The organism is Streptomyces sp. NPDC002104 (assembly GCF_053593795.1).
The window spans coordinates 39,102-57,952 of record NZ_JBSFDF010000021.1 but is presented as its reverse complement, the minus strand read 5'-3'; the positions used below and the strand labels follow the sequence as shown (position 1 = coordinate 57,952).

Below are 18,851 nucleotides of genomic sequence, written 5' to 3'. Positions count from 1 at the left end.
CTCGGCCCACGACGGGGTCACCGAGGGAGGGAAGGGCCGTTCAGGCAGCCCGCTGCCGCGTCAGGCGCAACAAGCCGCGGACCACACCCGACCGAAGTCGATGTAGTCGCGCGAGACCAGGCGCTGATGGGCATTCATGCGACTACTTGAACAGGACGAACTGCGCTTCGTCAAGCAACGGCCCGAATGCCGGACGCTCCGGGCCCCCGCCGGACCGGGCACCGTTGACACGGCCGTGCCGTCGCCGCATACGATCGAGGGTGGACCGGATGCGCCGTGCACGGAGCCGGTCCGGCCGTGTTGAGGGACACGGCGAGCGTGACGACCGCACCCCTGCCCCGCGGCCCGGGCACCCCGCCCCACCGCCGCCGGGCAGTCGTTGCCGCCCGCGATCCCTCCCATCCCCGGAGCACCTCCATGAGCACCGCTTCCGATGTCTCCCGCCCGCCCCGAGCACTGAACGTGCTCGACGCGGCGCCCCCCGGCGCCGAGCCGCCGCCGATCGTGCCGCGCCGGCGCCTCGGCCGTCAGGTGTCCGCTGCCGCCGCCCTGCTGGTCTTCGCGATGGTGCTGGTCTCCGTCGTGCGCAACGACGCCTTCCAATGGGGCCTGGTCGGCCGGTACTTCACCACCTCGGCCGTGCTCGACGGGCTGCTGCTGACCCTCTGGCTGACCGGCGTGGTGATGGTGCTGGGGTTCGCGCTCGGCACCGTCCTCGCCGTGATGCGGCTGTCGGGCAACCCGGTGCTGCGCACCCTGAGCTGGGGGTACGTGTGGATCTTCCGGTCCACGCCGCTGCTGGTGCAACTGCTGTTCTGGTTCAACATCGGCGCCCTGTACCCGACGCTCGGCCTGGGCATCCCCTACGGCCCCCAGCTCTTCAGCATCAGCACGGTCAACCTGCTCGGCCCGACCCTCACCGCCGTCATCGGGCTCACCCTGCACGAGAGCGCGTACGCCGCCGAGGTGGTGCGCGGCGGCATCCTCTCCGTGGACCCCGGCCAGACCGAGGCCGCGCAGGCGCTGGGGCTGAGCAGGCGCCGGACGCTGTACCGGATCGTGGTTCCCCAGGCGATGCGCTCGATCGTGCCGACCGCCGGGAACATGCTCATCGGCACGCTCAAGGGCACCAGCATCGTCAGCGTGCTGGCGGTGCACGACCTGCTGTACTCCGTGCAGTTGGTCTACAACCAGACCTACCAGGTCATCCCGCTGCTGATGGTGGCCACCGTCTGGTACGTCGCCGTGACCACGGTGCTGAGCGCGGGCCAGTACTACGTCGAGCGGTACTACGCGCGCGGCAGCTCGCGCGGTCTTCCGCCCACCCCGCTGCGGCTGCTGCGCGTCCGGCTCGCCGCCCTGCGCGGCCGGCTGAACTCGGTGACCGCACCCGGCGGCCGCTGAGTTTCATTTCACGAGCACGCGTTGTGTGTACGGCGGATGAAATCGGAACACGATTTCACGGATCCGGATATCCAGGCCGTTGACACTCCTTCTCCGGGCTGCCTAGCTTACGCCGCAGATAAAAGATATCGGCGGCCTCTCCACTTCGGCTTGACGGCTGCTTTTCGATTCTGCGCCTATTTCGAAGCCGTGGAGTGTCCTTGACCGAATCACTGCTCCTCTCCGCGCCCGCCGGCCCCACCGGGCCGCCCGGGCCGGCCGAGCGGGTCCTCCCGCTGCGCCGGCCCGGACGGTGGGTGGCCGCCCTCGTCGTCCTGGTGCTGGTCTCGCAGGCCGCCCACGGGCTGATCACCAATCCCTTCTACCAGTGGGACCGGTTCGCGTACTGGTTCGCCCGCCCGGTGATCCTGGACGGGCTGCTCATCACCCTCCAGGTGGCCGCGTACAGCGCGGTCCTCGGCCTGGCCGGCGGCGTGCTGCTGGCGCTGGGCCGCCTCTCGGGCAGCCCGGTGCTGCGGTCGGTGAGCTGGACCTACATCTGGCTCCTGCGCTCCGTGCCGCTGATCGTGGTCCTGCTCTTCCTGTACAACCTCAGCGCCCTGTACCCCACCCTGAGCATCGGGGTGCCGTTCGGTCCCGCCTTCGTCACCTTCGACGAGTCGCGGCTCGCCACGGACATGGCGGTCGCGGTGGTCGGCCTGAGCCTGAGCGAGGCCGCGTACGCCGCCGAGATCGTCCGGGCCGGCGTGCTCTCCGTCGACCAGGGCCAGCACGAGGCGGCCGCGGCCCTGGGGCTGCCCAAGCGCTACCAGTTCGCGAGGATCGTCTTCCCGCAGGCGCTCCGCTCGATCGTGCCCTCCTACGTCAACCAGCTGATCGGCCTGCTCAAGGCCACCTCACTGGTCTTCTACGTGTCCCTGCTCGACCTGTTCGGGTCGGTGCAGAGCCTGGGCAGCACCTATCCCGGCGACGTGGTGCCGCTGCTGCTCGTGGCGACCGTCTGGTACGTGATCCTCACCAGCCTGGTCTCCGTCGTCCAGTACTACGTCGAGCGGTACTACGCCCGCGGGGCGCTGCGCACCCCGGTGCCCACGCCCCTCCAGCGGGCCCGGGCGGGCCTGCGCGACCTGCGGATCCGCCACCGGAAGGAGACGGCCCGATGACCGGCAGCACGAGTACCGCGACCGCCACGAGCGAGCGGCCCGCAGCCATCGAGGTGCACGACGTGCACAAGTGGTTCGGCGGCCGGCGCGTCCTGGACGGGGTGAGCCTGACAGTCGCGCCGGGCACGGTCACCGTGATCCTGGGGCGCTCCGGATCGGGCAAGTCGACCCTGCTGCGGGTGCTCAACCACCTGGAGCGGCCCGAGGCCGGCCACGTCAGCATCGGCGGCGAGCTGATCGGCGTCCAGCGGCACGGGGGCCGGCTCAAGGAGCTGCGTGAACGGGCGATCCTCGCCCAGCGGGGCCGGATCGGCTTCGTCTTCCAGAACTTCAACCTCTTCCCGCACCTGACCGTCCTGGACAACGTCGCCGCGGCCCCGGTGGCCACCGGCAGGCTGTCCCGGCCGCAGGCCCTGGCCCTGGCGCAGGATCTGCTGCGCCGCGTGGGGCTCGGGGACCGCGGCGCCGCCTACCCGCGACAGCTGTCCGGAGGACAGCAGCAGCGGGTGGCCATCGCCCGGGCCCTGGCCCTGCGGCCCGGGGTCATCCTCTTCGACGAGCCCACCTCGGCCCTCGACCCCGAGCTGGTCGGCGAGGTGCTCTCCGTGATCAAGGACCTGGCCACCGGGGGCACCACCCTCGTGATCGTCACCCACGAGATCGGCTTCGCCCGCGAGGTCGCCGACGAGGTCGTCTTCCTGCACGAGGGCCGGATCGTCGAACAGGGCCCGCCCTCGCAGGTGCTGGACCACCCCGCGCACCCGCGCACCCGGGAGTTCCTCAGCAAGGTGCTCTGAGCACCTCGACCCGGACCGTCCCCTCCCGCCGTTCTCCGGATCGCCGAACACTCCGCATCACCGAACCCTCCGCACCGCCGCGCACTCCGCTTCGCCGAACACTTCGCTTCGCCGAACACTCCGCTTCGCCGGACATCCGAAAGGCAACACCATGCAGCGCCCGTCCCTCCTTCGCACCAGACTCGTCCGCGGCCTCGGCGCCACGACCGCCGCCGTCGCCCTCGCCGCGGGGCTCACCGCGTGCGGCGGTGACGCGAAGGCCACCGGCACCACCTCGGGCCCGGGCTCGGACAAGGTGACCGTCGGCGCCGTCTCCAACGGAGCGGCCCAGCAGGCGGAACTGACCGCCCCGGTCGTCGAGGCCCTGCGCGCGAAGCTCCCGAAGGAGGTGCGCGACCGCGGTGAGCTGGTCATCGGGGTCGGCGCCCTGCCCGCCGGCTTCCCGCCCCTCGCCTACGTCGGCACCGACCAGAAGACCCTCACGGGCGCGGAGCCCGACCTCGGCCGGCTCGTCGCCGCGACCCTGGGCCTGAAGCCCGTGGTGAAGAACTCCACGTGGGAGAACCTCTTCGTCGGCATCGACAGCGGCAAGGTCGACGTGGCCTTCTCCAACGTCACCGTCACCGAGGAGCGCAAGAAGAAGTACGACTTCGCCTCCTACCGGCAGGACAACCTCGCCTTCGAGGCCCTGAAGGAGAACACCTGGGAGTTCGGCGGCGACTACCGCAAGCTGGCGGGCCTGACGGTGTCGGTCAGCAAGGGCACCAACCAGGAGAAGATCCTCCTGGAGTGGCAGAAGAAGCTCCAGTCCGAGGGCAAGGACATCACGGTCAAGTACTTCCCCGACGCCAACAGCGTCTACCTGGCGCTGAGCGGCAAGAAGATCGACCTCAACTTCGGCCCGAACCCGTCGATCGCCTACCACATCACCCAGACCGCGAGCAGCAACGCCCCGACGCGCAACGCCGGTTCGTTCTCCGGCGCCGGTGAGACCCTCCAGGGGCTGATCGCCGCGACCGCGAAGAAGGACGGCGGGCTGGCCGCGCCCGTGGCCGAGGCCATCAACCACCTCGCCAAGAACGGCCAGTACGCGAAGCTCCTGACCGCCTGGAACCTCGCCAACGAGGCCGTGCCCACCTCCCTGGTGAACCCGCCCGGGCTGCCCACGACCAACTCCTGACCCCGCGGGCCGGCCGTCCCCGGCCCCGGCCCCGGCCCCGGTCAGGCATCCCACGGAAGGAGGGTTCCGCCCCCATGCCCACCACCAGCACCACCACCAGCCCCGGTCCGGCTCTGGCTCCCAGCGACGTGACCCCGGCGGCCCCGGCCCCGGTGATCCAGGCCCCGGTGATCCCGGCGCCCCCGCACGTCCTCGACAACCCCGCCTGGGCCTCGCTGTCCGGCGCGCACGCGGCCTTCGCCGTGCGGGCCGGCTCCCACGCCGCCCGCTACGACCCGGACGTCGCCGTCTTCTCCGCGATCGCCGATCCGGCCGACGCCCGCTCCTGGGAGGGGCTCGCCTCCCTGGCCGGCCCCGGCGGGACCGTCTCGCTCTCCGGGGTCCTGACCCCGCCCCCCGGCTGGGAGACCCTCTGGTCGGGGCGCGGGGTCCAGCTCGTCGACACCTCGCTGCGCGCCGAGCCCGCCCCCGAGGCGGTGCGGCTCGGGCCGGCGGACGTGCCCGAGGTCCTGGAGCTGATCGAGCTGACGAGGCCGGGGCCCTTCCTGCCCCGCACCATCGAGCTGGGCACGTACCTCGGCATCCGCCACCGGGGCCGGCTCGTCGCCATGGCCGGGGAGCGGCTGCGCCCGCCCGGCTGGACGGAGATCAGCGCGGTCTGCACCCATCCCGGCTTCCGCGGCAGGGGCCTGGCCACACGTCTGGTCCGTGCCGTCGCGGCGGGCATCCGGGAGCGGGGAGACGTGCCGTTCCTGCACACGGCCGCCGAGAACACCGATGCGGTCCGCCTCTACGAGTCGATCGGTTTCACCGTGCGCCACAGGCCCTATTTCCTGGCCTTCCGGGCACCGGGCGGCGCGGATGACACGGCCGCCACACAGATTTAATTCTCCTGATTCATATTTCACACTCCCGTCATTCCGCGGCCCGGATTCCGGGCCCGCCCTTTTCGATAGGAGCGAGAGTGAAGTTCCTGGCCATCACCCTGATCACGGACGGCACCGACCCGGAGACGGGCGCCCCCACGCCCACGCGCGAGCGGTTCCGGCAGGTCGTCGCCGCCGCGCTGCAGGCCGAGGAGCTCGGCTTCGACGGGTTCGGGGTCGGTGAGCGGCACGAGCGGCCGTTCCTGTCGTCCTCGCCGCCCGTGGTGCTCTCCCACATCGCCGCACTGACCCGGCGCATCCGGCTGTACACCGCGGTGACCACCCTGAGCCTGCTCGACCCGGTGCGGGCGTACGAGGACTACGCGACGCTCGACCACCTCAGCGACGGCCGCCTCGAGCTGATGATCGGCAAGGGGAACGGCACCGCGCAGCGCGAACTGTTCGACGTCACCCCCGAGGACCAGTGGGAGCGCAACTCCGAGGGCTACGAGCTGTTCCGGCAGATCTGGAGCGAGGACAAGGTGACGGCCACACCTCGGTTCCGGCCCGCGCTGACCGGCGCCGAGGTGCTGCCCCGGCCCTACCAGAAGACCCTGCGCGTGTGGCACGGCAGCGCAACGAGCCGGGAGTCCGTGGATCTCGCGGCGCGCTACGGCGACCCGCTGTTCTCCGCGAACGTCACCCACCCGATCGGCCCGTACGCCGAGCTGATCCGGCACTACCGCGAACGCTGGGAGCACTACGGACACGATCCGGCCCACGCGGTCGTGGGCGCGGGCACGGCGGGCTTCCACACGGCGCCCACCTCGCAGGCCGCGGTGGCCGCGTACCGGCCGGCCTTCGCGCGCTACCTCGCCGCCCATGCCGCGCTGGGCGTGGATCCGGTGTTCCCGACCCTGGAGGACTTCGTCGAGCGGAGCTCGGCCCTGATCGGCAGCCCGGAGCAGGTGATCGAGAAGGTGCACCGCTACCACGAGGAGTTCGGCCACACGGTCCTGCACCTCCAGGCCGAACCGGGCGGGCTGACGGAGGCTCAGCACCGGGACTCCCTCGCCCTGTTCCAGTCGCGGATCGCGCCGGAGCTGCGCCGCTCGATTCCGGACCCCGTCTTCGCCTGAGGCGACGAAGGACAGTTGACAGAAGTACTCCTCTGCACCACCCTTTCACTACTTGCCTAGTGAAAGGGTGGTGTTGTCGTGCTCGAGTACCGCATCGATCGGCGCAGCGGCATCGCCACGTACCTGCAGATCGTCCAGCAGACCAAACAGGCCCTGCGCCTGGGGCTGTTGGAGCCCGGCGACAAGCTGCCGACCGCGCGCGAGGTCGTCGAGGCCACCGCCATCAACCCGAACACCGTCCTCAAGGCCTACCGCGAACTGGAGCGCGAGGGCCTCGTCGAGGCGAAGCGGGGACTGGGCACCTTCATCCGCACGTCCCTGGGCGGCGCCCCGGCGGATTCCCCGCTGCGCGCCGAACTCTCGGACTGGGCAGGGCGGGCGCGGGAGGCGGGGATGGAGCGGGACGACGTGGCCGCGCTCTTCTCGGCCGTACTGGAAGAGCACTTCAAGGGGGACGAAGACGTATGACGCACATGGTGATCGAGGCGGAGGGCCTCGGCCTTCGCTACGGACGCCGGGGAAGGTGGGCGCTGCGCGACTGCTCCTTCCGGCTTCCCGAGGGCCGGATCTGCGCACTGGTAGGACCCAACGGGGCAGGTAAATCGACCCTGTTGACCATCGCAGCCGGGCTCGTGCCCGCGACGGAGGGCCACCTCCGCTCGGTGCCGCGCGAGGAACTGGCCTACGTGGCCCAGGAAAAGCCGCTCTACCCGCAGCTCACCGTCGCCGAGACGCTGCGCATGGGCGGCGAACTCAACCCCGGCCGCTGGGACGCGGGCAGGGCGGAGCAGATCGTGGAGGCGGGGGACCTCGACCCGCACGTGAAGGTCCGTACGCTCTCCGGCGGCCAGCGCACCCGGGTCGCCCTGGCCCTGGCCCTTGGCAAACGCCCGGGCCTGCTGCTGCTCGACGAGCCGATGGCCGATCTCGACCCGCTCGCACGGCACCGGCTCATGGGCACGCTGATGGCCGACGCCGCGGAGAACGGCACCTCCGTGGTGATGTCCTCGCACATCCTCACCGAGCTGGAGGGCGCCTGCGACCACCTGCTCCTGGTGGACGGCGGCCGGATCCGCCTCTCGGGCCCGATCGACGAGGTCGCCGCGGCGCACCTGCTGCTCACCGGCCCCGCCGCGGCCCGCGAGGAACTCTCCGCGCACACCGTCGTCGAGGCCCGCGAGACGGGCCGGCAGCTCACGGCGCTCGTCCGGCCGCGGGGCCCCGTCGACAGCGGCACCTGGCAGACGACCCACCCGTCCCTGGAGGAACTCCTGCTCGCCCACCTGCGCACGCCCGAAGCCCCGGCCTTCGCCGTGGACGCCGTCACCGAGGAGGTGCCGGCATGAGCACGCTGACGCTGAAGGGGCCGTACTGGGTGGCGGTCCGCCAGCACCGACGGGTGCTGTGGGCGGTGGCCGCGCTGGTGGGCGCGGGCCTCGCCGTGCTGGTCGGGCTGCGCGTGTGGAGCGCGTACCCCACCTACGACGATCTGCACCGGCCGTTCATGACCCCCGGATACGACCTGCTCCGGGGATACATGCAGTCCGCGACCAAGAGCGCGGTGTTCCTGCCCCTGCTGCTGGGAGCCTTCGTCGCCGGCCCGATGATCGCCCGGGAGCTGGAGAGCGGGACCTGGCGGCTCGCCCTCACCCAATCGACGACGGCGAGGGCCTGGCTCGGCGCGAAGGTCCTGGTGGCGACCGTGGTCACCGTACTCCTCGCCCTCACGTTCATCGGGGCCTACCGCCTCGGCTGGGCCCAGGTCCACGACACCTACGGCTTCTCCTGGTACGACGTCGGAGTGTACGAGGCCACCGGCCCGGTGTTCATCGGCTACTGCCTGCTCGGCGTGGCCCTCGCCGCCCTGGTCGGACAACTGGTCCGGCGGACCCTGCCCGCCATGGCCGTCACCGGTCTCCTGACGGGTCTGGTGCTGCTGATCCTCAGCGCGCTGCGGTGGTCGTTCCTTCCCGTGGTGACCGAGACCGCCCCCTACACCAGGGGCGTGGAGGTACTCCCCCCGCCGTACGCCAAACCCATGGGCACAGGACTCATCGACACGTCGGGCGAGCGCCTGTCCGGATACTTTTGCTCCCCGGTGCCACAGCCCCCAGGGATGTGCCGCGACGACATGGACGTCGCCGCTTCGTACACCGATTTCCACCCGGCCTCCCACTACTGGCCGACCCAGCTCATCGAGACCTCCATCCTCCTCGCCCTCGCCGCCGCCGTTCTCTACGCCGCCTTCCGCCTCGTGCAGGCCCGGCACCCCTGAGGCGCCCCGGGCGGGCCGTACGACCCGGCCGGATCCGGGGCAGAAGGCCCTGGCCGGCCGGGACATCCGCGTCCCCGGTCAAGACCATCGCCGCTGGTGAGCGCCCTGCCACGGACGGTCCAATGGAAGGAGGTCCACAAGGCGGGAGACGGCCATGTCCGAAGAGAAGAAGGGTTTCTGCACCCTCTGCAAGTCGCGCTGCGGCGCGATCTTCACCATCGAGGACGGCCGGCTGACCGGCGTGCGACCGGACCCCGACCATCCCACCGGTACGGCGATGTGCCCCAAGGGCCGCTCCGCCCCCGAGATCGCGCACAGCACCCGGCGCCTGACCACCCCGCTGCGCCGGACCAACCCGAAGTCCGACCCGGACCCGGGCTGGGTGCCCGTCTCCTGGGACGAGGCGATGGCGGAGATAGCCGAGAAGATCGGGACGATCGCCGCCGAGACCGGCCCCGAGTCGGTGGCCTTCGCCGTCGCCACCCCCTCGGGGACGATGGTGTCGGACGCCACCGAGTGGATCGAGCGCTTCGTACGCCTCTTCGGCAGCCCGAACACGGTGTACAGCGCGGAGATCTGCAACTGGCACAAGGACTTCGCGCACGCCTTCACCTTCGGCTCGCCGATCCCGCCGCCCGACTACGCCCACGCCGACCTCGCACTCCTGTGGGGCTTCAACCCGGCGAAGACCTGGCTCGCCCAATCCGCCGCCCTCTCCGCCGCCCAGGCGAACGGCACGAAGCTCGCCGTCGTGGACCCGCGCCGCTCCACCAGCGCGCTGCGCGCCGACCACTGGCTGCGGGTCCGCCCCGGCACCGACGCCGCGCTCGCCCTGGGCCTGGCCCACCTCCTCATCGCCGACGAGGGCTACGACGCGGCCTTCGTGCGCGCCTGGACCAACGGCCCCCTCCTCGTCCGCGCCGACACCGGACGCTTCCTGCGCGCCGCCGAGCTCCCCGGCGGATCCGAGGGGCCCACTGCATTCGCCGTCCTCGACGAGGAGACCGGCCGGGCCGAGGCCTACGACACCGCGCGCGCCGCCGACCGCCCCGAGCGCTTCGCGCTGCGCGGCACCCGCCCGATCACCCTGCGCGACGGCTCCGTCGTCGACTGCGCTCCGGCCTTCGAGCGGTACGCCGCCGCCTGCGCGGCCTGGACCCCGGACCGGGTCGCGGCGACCACCTGGATCCCCGAGCGGGAGATCCGCGCCCTCGCCGCGGAGATCGCCGCCGCGCCCTCGGTCACGTACTACGGGTGGACCGGCGTGGGGCAGAGCGCGAACGCCGCCCAGACGGAGCGGGCCCTGGCCACCCTCTACGCGCTCACGGGCTCCTACGACACCCCCGGCGGCAACCACGTCGTTCCCGCCCCGCCCTACAACCCGGCCGCGTCCTTCGCCCAGTTCGCCCCGGAACAGCGGGCCAAGGCCCTCGGGCTCGACAAGCATCCGCTGGGCCCGCCGGCCTTCGGCTACATCAACTCGGGCGACCTGTGCACCGCCATCGAGACGGGCCGCCCGTACCCCGTCCGCGCCCTCATCGGCTTCGGGTCGAACCTGGTCGTCGCCCAGCCCGACTCCGACCGCACGGCGCGGGCCCTGGGCACGCTCGACTTCCAGGTCCACCTCGACCTCTTCCACAACCCCACCAGCAGCAGCGCCGACATCGTGCTGCCGGTCAACAGCTCCTACGAGCACGAGGCCCTGCGCTTCGGCTTCGAGGTCAGCCACCGGGCCCAGGAGCAGGTGCAGCTCCGGCCGCGGATGGTCGAGCCGCAGGGCGAGTCCCGCAGCGACACCGAGTTCGTCTTCGATCTCGCCTGCCGCCTCGGCATGGGCGCGGAGTTCTTCGACGGGGACGTCGAGGCGGCCTGGAACTGGCAGCTCGAACCCCTGGGCCTGACCGTCGAGGAGCTGCGCGGGCGCCCGGGCGGCGTCCGGGTGCCCCGCGAGGAGTCCTACCGCAAGTATGCCGCCCCCGTAGCGGACGGGGAGGGCGGCTCCGCCGTGACCGGCTTCGCCACGCCGACCCGGCGCGTCGAGCTGTACTCCGAGCGGCTGCTGGAGCACGGGTACCCGGCGGTGCCCGAGCACCACGACCCCGCGCCCACGGACGCCGCGTACCCGCTCGTGCTGACCTGCGCCAAGCACGGGTACTTCGTCCACAGCCAGCAGCGGTCCCTGACCTCGCTGCGCCGCCGGGCCACCGACCCCTCCGTGGACCTGCACCCGAGCACCGCCGCCGCCCACGGGATCGGCGAGGGCCAGTGGGTCGAGCTCACCACGCGCCTCGGGTCCATCCGGCTGCGCGCCCGCTTCGACGACTCCCTCCACCCCTCCGTGGTCGTCGGCGAGTACGGCTGGTGGCAGGACGCCACCGACCTCGCCCTCCCGGGCGCCGACCCGACCGCCCCCACGGGCAGCAACTTCAACCGGCTCATCGACCACGCCGAGACCGACCCGCTCAGCGGTTCCGCGCCGATGCGGGCGGCCGCCTGCCGGATCGGCCCCGTGCGGAGCGACGGCGCCTGGCTCGGGACCCGTCCCTTCACCGTGACGGCCCTCACCGAGGTCAGCCCCGGCATCCGCGACCTGCGCCTGGCCCCCGAGGACGGCGGAGCCCTTCCCGACTACCGGCCCGGCCAGCACCTCACCGTGCGTGCCGAGAACCCGGACGGCACCCTCCAGCACCCCGCGGACGGCCGCAGCTACTCACTCACCGGCCCCGCCCTCGCGAGCGGCCGCACCGATTACGGGCTCGCCGTACGCCACATCCCCGGCGGATCGTTCTCCACCCGGGTCCACGAGGAGCTCCGGGTCGGCGACCGGCTCCACCTGGCGAGCCCGGGAGGCGTCTTCGCCATCCCGACGCACACCCGCAACCCGGTCGTGCTCCTGGCGGGCGGCATCGGCATCACCCCGTTCCTCAGCTACCTCGAAACCCTGGCGGCCACCGGCGGCACGGTCCCCGAGGTCGTCCTGCACTACGGCAACAACAACGCGGCCGACCATCCCTTCCGGGAGCGGCTGCGCGAACTGGCCTCCCGCATCCCGGCGTTGACGATCGTCGACCACTACGCGGCGCCCGGTACGGACGAGGTCCCCGGCCGCGACTACGACCGCGAGGGCTTCATCACCGTCGACGACATCGACCCCGGCCTCATCGAGCGCCGCGCCCGCTTCTACATGTGCGGACCCCAGCCCATGCTCGACGCCCTCACCGGCGCCCTGATCGCGCGCGGCGTCCCCCGCTTCGAGGTGTTCAGCGAGAAGTTCCGCCCGGCCCGGCGGGAGGTGACCGTGCCCGACGACGCCGCGTACACGGTCACCTTCGCCCGGTCCGGACGCAGCGCCACCTGGCGCAAGAACGACGGGCCGCTCCTCGCCCTCGGCGAGGCGGCCGGGGTCGCGATGCCGAGCGGCTGCCGGGTCGGTCAGTGCGAGAGCTGTGCGTGCGCCGTCCTCAAGGGCACGGCGGCCCACCTGGTCACCCCCTCGGAGGACCTGCCCGACACCGACGTCCTGACCTGCCAGTCCCTGCCGACCTCCGACCTGGTGCTCGACATCTGAGCACCCCCGGTCAGGAGGCGCTCTCCGCCGCCTTCTCCGTCTCCTCCGTCGCCTCCAGCCCCTCCAGGCTGTCCATGAAGGAGGAGACCGAGAACACCGCGCGCCCGGGGCCGGCCGGACCGTAGCCGGGCGGGGAGCTCAGGCCGAACTCCTCCAGCGTCGCGCGGTAGGTCTCCAGCAGGCGGACGTGGTACTCCAGGGGCGCGCCCAGCGGGTTCGCCTTGCCCAGCGGGGTCGTCGGCTCCGGGCACCAGGTGGTGAAGCGCGGGACGACTCCGTGCGACATGAAGAACCGCAGGCCCTCCTGGGTCGACGCGATCGCCTCGCTCACCTTGGTGAACCCGAAGGGCTCGGCCATCTCGATGCCCGCCACGAAGTTCGGGATGACGTTGCGCGGGCCGAACACCTCGGTGGAGTCCAGGATCCTGCGGTGCCATTCGTCGCGGCCGACGTAGCGCTCCTTGCCCGGGCAGTGGAGCTTGAACAGGTACTCGTCCCACACCTCGAAGTTGGGGTGGTAGATCTTGACGCCGTGGTCGTGGAAGCGCTGCACGGCGTCGCGGGGCAGGGCCTGCGCGACGACCTTGCCGGTCCAGCGGCCGGGGAAGCGCTCCTCGATGGCCTGGGCGTACTGGCCGTAGAAATCGGCCTCGTCACGGCCGCCGACCTGGGAGGTGATCGAGCCGCCCGTGAGGGTGTAGGCCTTGGAGATGCCCGACGTGTCGTACCGGTCGATGATCTCCAGCGCCTCCAGCACCTCCTCGACCGGCTTCACGCCGGTGTAGGGGCGGCCGGCCGCCTTGTGCTGGCGCCAGTTGTGGTTGATGTCGCAGAACTGGCACTCCTCCTTGGCGCCGAAGTACTGGCACACCCGGAAGACCGTCAGGTAGATGAGGTAGCCCCACTGGATGGTCGGCGCGACCTCCATCACGGACTTGCCGTTCGACAGCTTGTGCCGGTAGTACTCCGGCATCGGCGGCAGGCCGACGTCGGAGATCCGTACGCCGTCCAGGTACAGGCCGAGCGCGCCGTCCTCCCCGCCGCGCACCACGTACGGGGAGTCCGGATTGACCCGTACGGAGACCACGGTGCGGCGCAGCTCGTAGGGGCCGCCCGTGAGCACGATCTCCTCCGGGGGCCGGTTCAGCGCGGCGGCGCCGAGCTCGGGGAGGGTGCGGTGGTCGAAGGAGAAGATGAAGTACGACTTCGGCTTGACGTCGCCCGAGGACCCGTCGGCGCCGCCGCTGAGCGCGGACTCGTCGAAGGCCATGCCGCCCCGCAGGAGGTCTTCCTTGATCACGGCTTCCCGGGGCACGTGCGGGAAGCGCCCCATCAGGTCCTCGATCAGCGCGGTACGGCTGGGACTCTCCATCTGCGGCTCCATTCCAGGCTGGGCTCTTGCCGGGCCGCGGCGACCCGCCTCCTGGGCGTTCCGCGCGGCACGGCGGTGACCTCACTGTAATCAGAGAGCCCGGGGCCCTGCGCATCGCCTCCTCGGCGCCCCCTCGGCGCCCCCATCAGGGCATCAGCTGGTACTCCGGGAAGTTACCCGGGAGCCGCTCGCCGGCGGGTCCGAGGGTGACGGCGCGGACCAGGAGCTCGCCGCCGACGAAGGCGCCCCGCCAGGAGGCGCCGAACCCGCCGAAGAGTTCCTCCCGGTCCCCGCGCGAGCGGGGCCTGCCGTGGCCGGTCTTGAAGGCGCGGATCTGGGGTGCGAGGCGGCCGAAGGTGGCCGGGTCGTCGGTGGAGAGGGTGGCGACCAGGGCTCCGTTGGAGGCGTTCATCGCCGCCAGCAGCTCGGCCTCGGTGTCGACGAGCACGATCGTGTCGACCGGGCCGAAGGGCTCCGCGTGGTAGAGCGGCGAGGAGGCCGGCGGGCTGAGCAGGGTCAGCGGGGCCGCGTAGGCCGAGGTGTCCTGACCGGGCAGGAAACGGGCCGGGTCCAGCGTGCCGCGGAAGAGGGGGACGGCGCCGTGGTCCACGGCCTCCGCGGTGTGTGCGGTGAGCTCCGCCGCCTTCGCGGCGTTGATGAGGGGGCCGTAGTCGAGCTCGGGCAGCGGGTCGTCGGGGTGGGCGACCGCGAGGGGGTGTCCGGTGCGGACGGCGGCGACGGCCGGGAGGTAGGCTGCGAGGAAGTCGGGGAAGGCGGTGCGCTGGACGACGAAGCGCGGGTAGGCGGTGCAGCGCTGCTTGCCGTAGTCGAAGAGCTTCGGGATGGCGGCGCCCAGGGCGGTCCAGTCGGTGTGCTCCCAGATGCCCCAGGTGTTGAGGCCCTCCTGTTCGAGGATGTGGCGCTTGCCGAGGTCGGTGAGGGAGGTGGCGATGCGGGCTCCGGTGTCGCGGCCGCCGACGAAGGAGACGCAGCCGATCTCCGGGGAGCGGACGAGCGCCTCGGAGAGTTCCGCGCCGCTGCCGCTGACCAGGGTCACCGGGATGTTCTCGCGGTGGATCAGCGCACAGGCGAGGGTGAGGCAGGCCAGGCCCCCGTCGGTGGGGGTCTTGGCGATGACCGCGTTGCCCGCGAGGGCCTGCACCAGCATCGCGTGGACCAGCACGGACATGGGGTAGTTCCAGCTGGCGATGTTGGACACCGGGCCGTCGAGGGGGGTGCGGTCCGCCAGCATGGCGTCGATGTGGTCCACGTACCAGCGCACGCCTTCGATGGCGCGGTCCACGTCCGCGCACGCGAGGCGCCAGGGCTTGCCGATCTCCCACACCAGGAGCAGGGCGAGCAGGTCGCGGTGCTCGCTGAGGGCGTCGAGGGCGGCGGTGACCCGGGCCCGGCGCTCCGCCGGCGGAACCTGCCGCCAGACGCGGTGCTGATCCAGCGAGGCCCGTACCGCCTTGGCCGCGGTGCCCGCGTCGAGCCGGGGCGGGCCCGCGATCGGACTGCCGTCCACGGGGCTGGTGGCGGGCAGGGCGTGGCCGTCGCTCTGCCAGGCGCCGGCCCAGAGGTTCAGGACGCCGTCCTCGCGGAAGGCCTCCGGGGCCGCGGCGAGGGCGCGCCGCCAGGCATCGGCCCAGGCCGTGCCGGGCTTGAGGGCGAGCGCGAGGGGGGCGGGGGCGGGGGTGGGGGGCTGTGCCATCTGTGAGTCTCCGCTCAAGGACGGGCGGGGGCAGGGAGGCTCCGACGGTACGTACCTTCCGTGCGGCATCCGCGTTCTCCGGCACCGGCGGCGCGTCGCGGCCGCGTCCCCGTCCGCCGCGCGACTGTTTCCCGCGTGCTGCGGTGGCATGAACATGGTGTGCGGTGTGGACCGGAGCCCTGGTCGGGTGCCCGGGGCAACGGCTAGCTTCGCTGCTGGAACCGTTCCGGTGAGCCATCACCGCCGTACGGAGCACGGCCGGGCCGGCACAACTGGCCGCCGCGCTCTCTCCGTCTCCCCTTCCTGCGCTCTCCTCCGTTCTCCTCCCTTCTCCTCCGTTCTCCTCCGCTCTAGGACTCCCCCATGCCGTTTTCCCTGCCCTCGGGCGGGCGCTTCGCCGCGCTCGCCCTCAGCTTCGCCGTCGCGCTGGGCACGCTCGGCGGCGCGGCCGCCGGCGCCTCCGCCGATGCCACGGCGTTCGGTCCGTTGCCGCCCCGGAACCCCGCCACCGCGGGGAACGGCACCGCCGGCATGCACGGGGACAGCGCGTCCAGCGACACCACGCCCTACCCGGGCCCCGGCACGGGGAAGATCGCCTACACCCGCACCGCGCTGGCCTCCGCCTGCCCGACCATCGTGGTCGGCGCCGACGGCTACGTGGTCACCCTCTGCACCACGATCTTCGGGCAGACCCCCACCGCGCACCTGCTGGATCCGGCGAGCGGGGCCGACCTGGCCTCCCTGGCCCTGCCCAAGGGCAGCCTGTTCGGCGGTGTCTACTCCTACCTCGACAACAACGACCGGCTGGTCGCGGTGGACGGGAACAGCAACCTCGTCCGCATCGGCCACCACCGCACCGGCACCGGCACCGGCTGGGAACTGACCGTCGACCAGTCCACCCCGCTCGCGGGCGCCGTGCCCGCCGGCGACAACATCGTGGGCCTGGCGCCCGCCTGGAACGGCAAGGTCTGGTTCGCCACCACCGGCGGTGTGATCGGCACCGCCGACACCGACACCGGCACGGTCCGTACCGTCGCCACCGGCGAGGGCGTGCAGAACAGCATCTCCACCGTTCCGGGCCACACCGCCGTCGCCACCGACCACGCGCTGTACCTCCTCTCCGAGGCCCCCGACGGGAGCCCCGTCATCGACTGGCGCGCCCCGTACGACCGCGGCCCGGGCCGCAAGCCCGGCCAGCTCAGCTGGGGCACCGGCGCCACCCCCAGCTTCTTCGGGCCGGGCGACGGCACCGAGTACGTCACCATCACCGACAACGCCGCCCCGCACGAGAAGCTGCTCGTCTACCGGGTGGACGGCGGGCCGGTGCCGATCTGCTCGACTCCGGTGCTCACCCAGTACGCCAACAGCGGGACCGAGGACGCCGTCATCGCCTCGGGGCGCAGCGTCTTCGTCACCAACACCTACGGCTACCCCTACCCGGCCCTGCCCGCCGGCGCTCCGGCGAGCAAGCCCGCGTCCGCGAACTTCGACGGCGGCCTCAGCCGGGTCGACGTCAACGCCGAGGGGACCGGCTGCACCCTGGTGTGGAACAGCTCGGTGAAGTCAGCGGCCCTGCCCCGGCTTTCGGTGGCCGACGGCAAGATCTACACGGTCTCGGTGACCGGGCCCACGGGCAGCGCGGGCCTCAACACCTTCGCCTCGTACCACCACGCGGTGCTCGACCCGGCCACGGGAGCGCAGCTCACCAGCTCGTTCCTGGGGATCGGGCTGGTCTACAACCCGCTGCAGATGACCGGCACCACCGGCCCCGACGGCACCCTCTACCAGGGCACCGAGACCGGCGTGGTCAGGATCACCAAGGGGTGAGCGCCGGCGCCGTGGGTGTGCGCGGGGGCCGTGTCCAGGGTTCCGCCGAGGCGGGCCCGGGCCGGGGTCAGGGCGTCCGCCGAGGGCGCCGTGATGATCCAGCGCTCGCCGACAAGGTACGTGCCGCCGTACTGGCGTGACTCCGTCAGCCAGGCGGCACGGCCCTGAGCCGTACTGAAGGTGGCGAGCCGGAAGGCCTGTGCACCCACCGCGCAGGCGCCCTCGCGCAGTTCCTGCGCGTCGACCGTCACCTCGGGGCTGCAGCCCAGGGCGGCCGCGATCCGGTCCAGGGACTCGGGGGCGGGGGGCGGGGGAGCCGCTCGCCCCCCGCCCGTGCCCGAGTCCGTGCCCGTGCTTCCCGTGCCCGCGCTCCCCGTGCCCGCCGTGCAGCCCGCGGCGCAGAGCAGGGCGGCGAACAGGACGACGGCGCGGGTCGCCCGGGCCACTGTCGTCTCCACTGTCCTCTCCGTGCCGGACACGGCCGGTCAGCCCTCCGCCGGGATCTTCTTGCCCGCGTCGTTCACCGCGAACCAGAGACCCTGCAGCCCGTGGCCGTTGGTCTGGCCCGGTGCGGTGTCGCCGGTGAAGAGATAGACGGGCCAGCAGTCGATCGTCAATTGGCGGGTTCCGTCGGGGCGTTCGACGGATCCGACCAGCTTCGCCGGAATTCCGACGGCCTTTTCCGCCTCCACGGGTGCGGCGGGTTTCCACGTGTTCAGGCAGGCGTCCAGGCAGCCGAATTTCATCGGCCACGCACTGTCCTTTCCGAATCGGTAGAGGGTCCGCCCCTGCCCGTCCACCATCAGCTTTCCGAGTTTCGCGTCGTCCACGGCGGAGAGCGGCGCGGACTCCTTTCCGGTGCCGGTCTTTCCGGCGTCGGCCGGCTTGCCCGCGTCCGCCGCCTTCTTCGCGTCCGCCGCCTTCTTGCCGTCCGGCGCCAGTGCGTGCCAGGTGCCGCCGACGCCCTCGCCCTTCGCGTCACCCGGCAGGGTGTCCTTCGCGTAGCGGTACACGGGCCATCCCGCGAGCGTGAGCTGACGGGTGCCGTCGGGCCGCTCGACCGAGCCGAGCAGCGCGGCGTCCGTACCGGCCGGGGCCTGCGCCCCGTCCGCCGGCACCGCGGGCCAGAGGGTGGCGCAGGCGCCCTCGCAGTTCGAACGGGGCGGCTTGGCGGTGTCCTTGTCGAACCGGTAGAGCGTGGCCCCGGCCGCGTCCGTGACCACGCTGCCGATCGCGGGGATCTCCCGTACCGTCAGCTTGCCGGCCGCAGTCGCGTCCGCGTCCCCTTCCGCATCCGGCTCCGCCTCCGCGTCCGCCTCCGTGCCGTACCCGTCGCCGGCTTCCCCGGCGGCTTCCTCGCCGTAAAGGCCGCCGTCCCCGGGACCGTGGCCCACCGCCCGCTCCGCTCCCGCCGCCCGGACGTTCACCGTACGGGCGCCCTCGTCACCGCTGCCGCATCCCGACGCGAGCAGAAGTACCGTCAGCACCGATCCCGCGGCGGCCGTGGCCGTCCGGCTCCTGTTGCCCATGGTTCTCTCCTTCGGTT

Annotated in this window: 15 protein-coding genes; 11 read left to right on the top strand and 4 right to left on the bottom strand. The window is 72.3% G+C overall.

The window, feature by feature from the left end; translation table 11 throughout:
• Positions 1-417: 417 nt before the first annotated feature.
• The 10 genes from ACWCP2_RS19410 to ACWCP2_RS19365 all read left to right on the top strand — a co-directional run bounded on the left by ACWCP2_RS19410 (position 418) and on the right by ACWCP2_RS19365 (position 12,392).
• Positions 418-1,404: an amino acid ABC transporter permease gene (locus tag ACWCP2_RS19410; protein WP_450909808.1), complete on the top strand. Its 987-nt coding sequence runs from the start codon at positions 418-420 to the stop codon at positions 1,402-1,404.
• Between the two features lie 200 nt (positions 1,405-1,604).
• The gene (locus tag ACWCP2_RS19405; RefSeq protein WP_450909807.1) at positions 1,605-2,567 is read left to right on the top strand and encodes an amino acid ABC transporter permease; all 963 of its coding nucleotides are present in this window, start codon (positions 1,605-1,607) and stop codon (positions 2,565-2,567) included.
• Positions 2,564-3,364, top strand: coding sequence for an amino acid ABC transporter ATP-binding protein (locus ACWCP2_RS19400; RefSeq protein ID WP_450909806.1), 801 nt, complete (start codon positions 2,564-2,566; stop codon positions 3,362-3,364). The genes ACWCP2_RS19405 and ACWCP2_RS19400 overlap by 4 nt, the downstream gene beginning before the upstream one ends.
• Before the next feature lie 151 nt (positions 3,365-3,515).
• Positions 3,516-4,544, top strand: coding sequence for a transporter substrate-binding domain-containing protein (locus ACWCP2_RS19395; RefSeq protein WP_450909805.1), 1,029 nt, complete (start codon positions 3,516-3,518; stop codon positions 4,542-4,544).
• 74 nt (positions 4,545-4,618) lie between these two features.
• Positions 4,619-5,431 carry a GNAT family N-acetyltransferase gene (locus tag ACWCP2_RS19390; RefSeq protein WP_450909804.1) on the top strand — a complete coding sequence of 271 codons (813 nt, stop codon included), beginning with the start codon at positions 4,619-4,621 and terminating at the stop codon, positions 5,429-5,431.
• A 77-nt stretch (positions 5,432-5,508) separates the two neighbouring features.
• Positions 5,509-6,549 carry an LLM class flavin-dependent oxidoreductase gene (locus ACWCP2_RS19385; RefSeq protein ID WP_450909803.1) on the top strand — a complete coding sequence of 347 codons (1,041 nt, stop codon included), beginning with the start codon at positions 5,509-5,511 and terminating at the stop codon, positions 6,547-6,549.
• A 78-nt stretch (positions 6,550-6,627) separates the two neighbouring features.
• Positions 6,628-7,017, top strand: a complete 390-nt coding sequence (locus ACWCP2_RS19380; protein ID WP_450909802.1) for a GntR family transcriptional regulator — start codon at positions 6,628-6,630, stop codon at positions 7,015-7,017.
• Positions 7,014-7,895, top strand: coding sequence for an ABC transporter ATP-binding protein (locus ACWCP2_RS19375; RefSeq protein ID WP_450909801.1), 882 nt, complete (start codon positions 7,014-7,016; stop codon positions 7,893-7,895). Before ACWCP2_RS19380 ends, ACWCP2_RS19375 begins: the two co-directional genes overlap by 4 nt.
• The gene (locus tag ACWCP2_RS19370) at positions 7,892-8,824 is read left to right on the top strand and encodes an ABC transporter permease (RefSeq protein WP_450909800.1); all 933 of its coding nucleotides are present in this window, start codon (positions 7,892-7,894) and stop codon (positions 8,822-8,824) included. The genes ACWCP2_RS19375 and ACWCP2_RS19370 overlap by 4 nt, the downstream gene beginning before the upstream one ends.
• 154 nt (positions 8,825-8,978) lie before the next feature.
• Positions 8,979-12,392: a molybdopterin-dependent oxidoreductase gene (locus ACWCP2_RS19365; RefSeq protein ID WP_450909799.1), complete on the top strand. Its 3,414-nt coding sequence runs from the start codon at positions 8,979-8,981 to the stop codon at positions 12,390-12,392.
• Between the two features lie 10 nt (positions 12,393-12,402).
• On the opposite strand, the gene ACWCP2_RS19360 is transcribed toward ACWCP2_RS19365, so the two are convergent.
• Both ACWCP2_RS19360 and ACWCP2_RS19355 read right to left on the bottom strand, forming a co-directional pair.
• Entirely contained in the window at positions 12,403-13,764 is a 1,362-nt protein-coding gene (locus tag ACWCP2_RS19360; protein WP_450909798.1) for a radical SAM protein, read from the bottom strand.
• Positions 13,765-13,909: 145 nt separating this feature from the next.
• Complete coding sequence (locus ACWCP2_RS19355; protein WP_450909797.1) at positions 13,910-15,478, bottom strand: aldehyde dehydrogenase family protein; 1,569 nt, start codon at positions 15,476-15,478, stop codon at positions 13,910-13,912.
• 363 nt (positions 15,479-15,841) lie between these two features.
• On the opposite strand from ACWCP2_RS19355, the gene ACWCP2_RS19350 reads away from it, so the two are divergent.
• Entirely contained in the window at positions 15,842-17,305 is a 1,464-nt protein-coding gene (locus tag ACWCP2_RS19350; protein ID WP_450909796.1) for a hypothetical protein, read from the top strand.
• Here ACWCP2_RS19350 and ACWCP2_RS19345 read toward each other — a convergent pair.
• Entirely contained in the window at positions 17,260-17,763 is a 504-nt protein-coding gene (locus ACWCP2_RS19345; RefSeq protein ID WP_450909795.1) for a hypothetical protein, read from the bottom strand. The genes ACWCP2_RS19350 and ACWCP2_RS19345 overlap by 46 nt on opposite strands.
• Before the next feature lie 27 nt (positions 17,764-17,790).
• Complete coding sequence (locus ACWCP2_RS19340) at positions 17,791-18,834, bottom strand: SCO0930 family lipoprotein (RefSeq protein ID WP_450909794.1); 1,044 nt, start codon at positions 18,832-18,834, stop codon at positions 17,791-17,793.
• Positions 18,835-18,851 lie beyond the last annotated feature (17 nt).

Bases quoted from the DNA above. Each gene is read 5' to 3' on its own strand.
- ACWCP2_RS19410 (WP_450909808.1), top strand. From the start codon at position 418: ATGAGCACCGCTTCCGATGTCTCCCGCCCGCCCCGAGCACTGAACGTG.
- ACWCP2_RS19400 (WP_450909806.1), top strand. From the start codon at position 2,564: ATGACCGGCAGCACGAGTACCGCGACCGCCACGAGCGAGCGGCCCGCA.
- ACWCP2_RS19395 (WP_450909805.1), top strand. From the start codon at position 3,516: ATGCAGCGCCCGTCCCTCCTTCGCACCAGACTCGTCCGCGGCCTCGGC.
- ACWCP2_RS19390 (WP_450909804.1), top strand. From the start codon at position 4,619: ATGCCCACCACCAGCACCACCACCAGCCCCGGTCCGGCTCTGGCTCCC.
- ACWCP2_RS19375 (WP_450909801.1), top strand. From the start codon at position 7,014: ATGACGCACATGGTGATCGAGGCGGAGGGCCTCGGCCTTCGCTACGGA.
- ACWCP2_RS19370 (WP_450909800.1), top strand. From the start codon at position 7,892: ATGAGCACGCTGACGCTGAAGGGGCCGTACTGGGTGGCGGTCCGCCAG.
- ACWCP2_RS19365 (WP_450909799.1), top strand. From the start codon at position 8,979: ATGTCCGAAGAGAAGAAGGGTTTCTGCACCCTCTGCAAGTCGCGCTGC.
- ACWCP2_RS19360 (WP_450909798.1), bottom strand. From the start codon at position 13,764: ATGGAGAGTCCCAGCCGTACCGCGCTGATCGAGGACCTGATGGGGCGC.
- ACWCP2_RS19355 (WP_450909797.1), bottom strand. From the start codon at position 15,478: ATGGCACAGCCCCCCACCCCCGCCCCCGCCCCCCTCGCGCTCGCCCTC.
- ACWCP2_RS19350 (WP_450909796.1), top strand. From the start codon at position 15,842: ATGCCGTTTTCCCTGCCCTCGGGCGGGCGCTTCGCCGCGCTCGCCCTC.
- ACWCP2_RS19340 (WP_450909794.1), bottom strand. From the start codon at position 18,834: ATGGGCAACAGGAGCCGGACGGCCACGGCCGCCGCGGGATCGGTGCTG.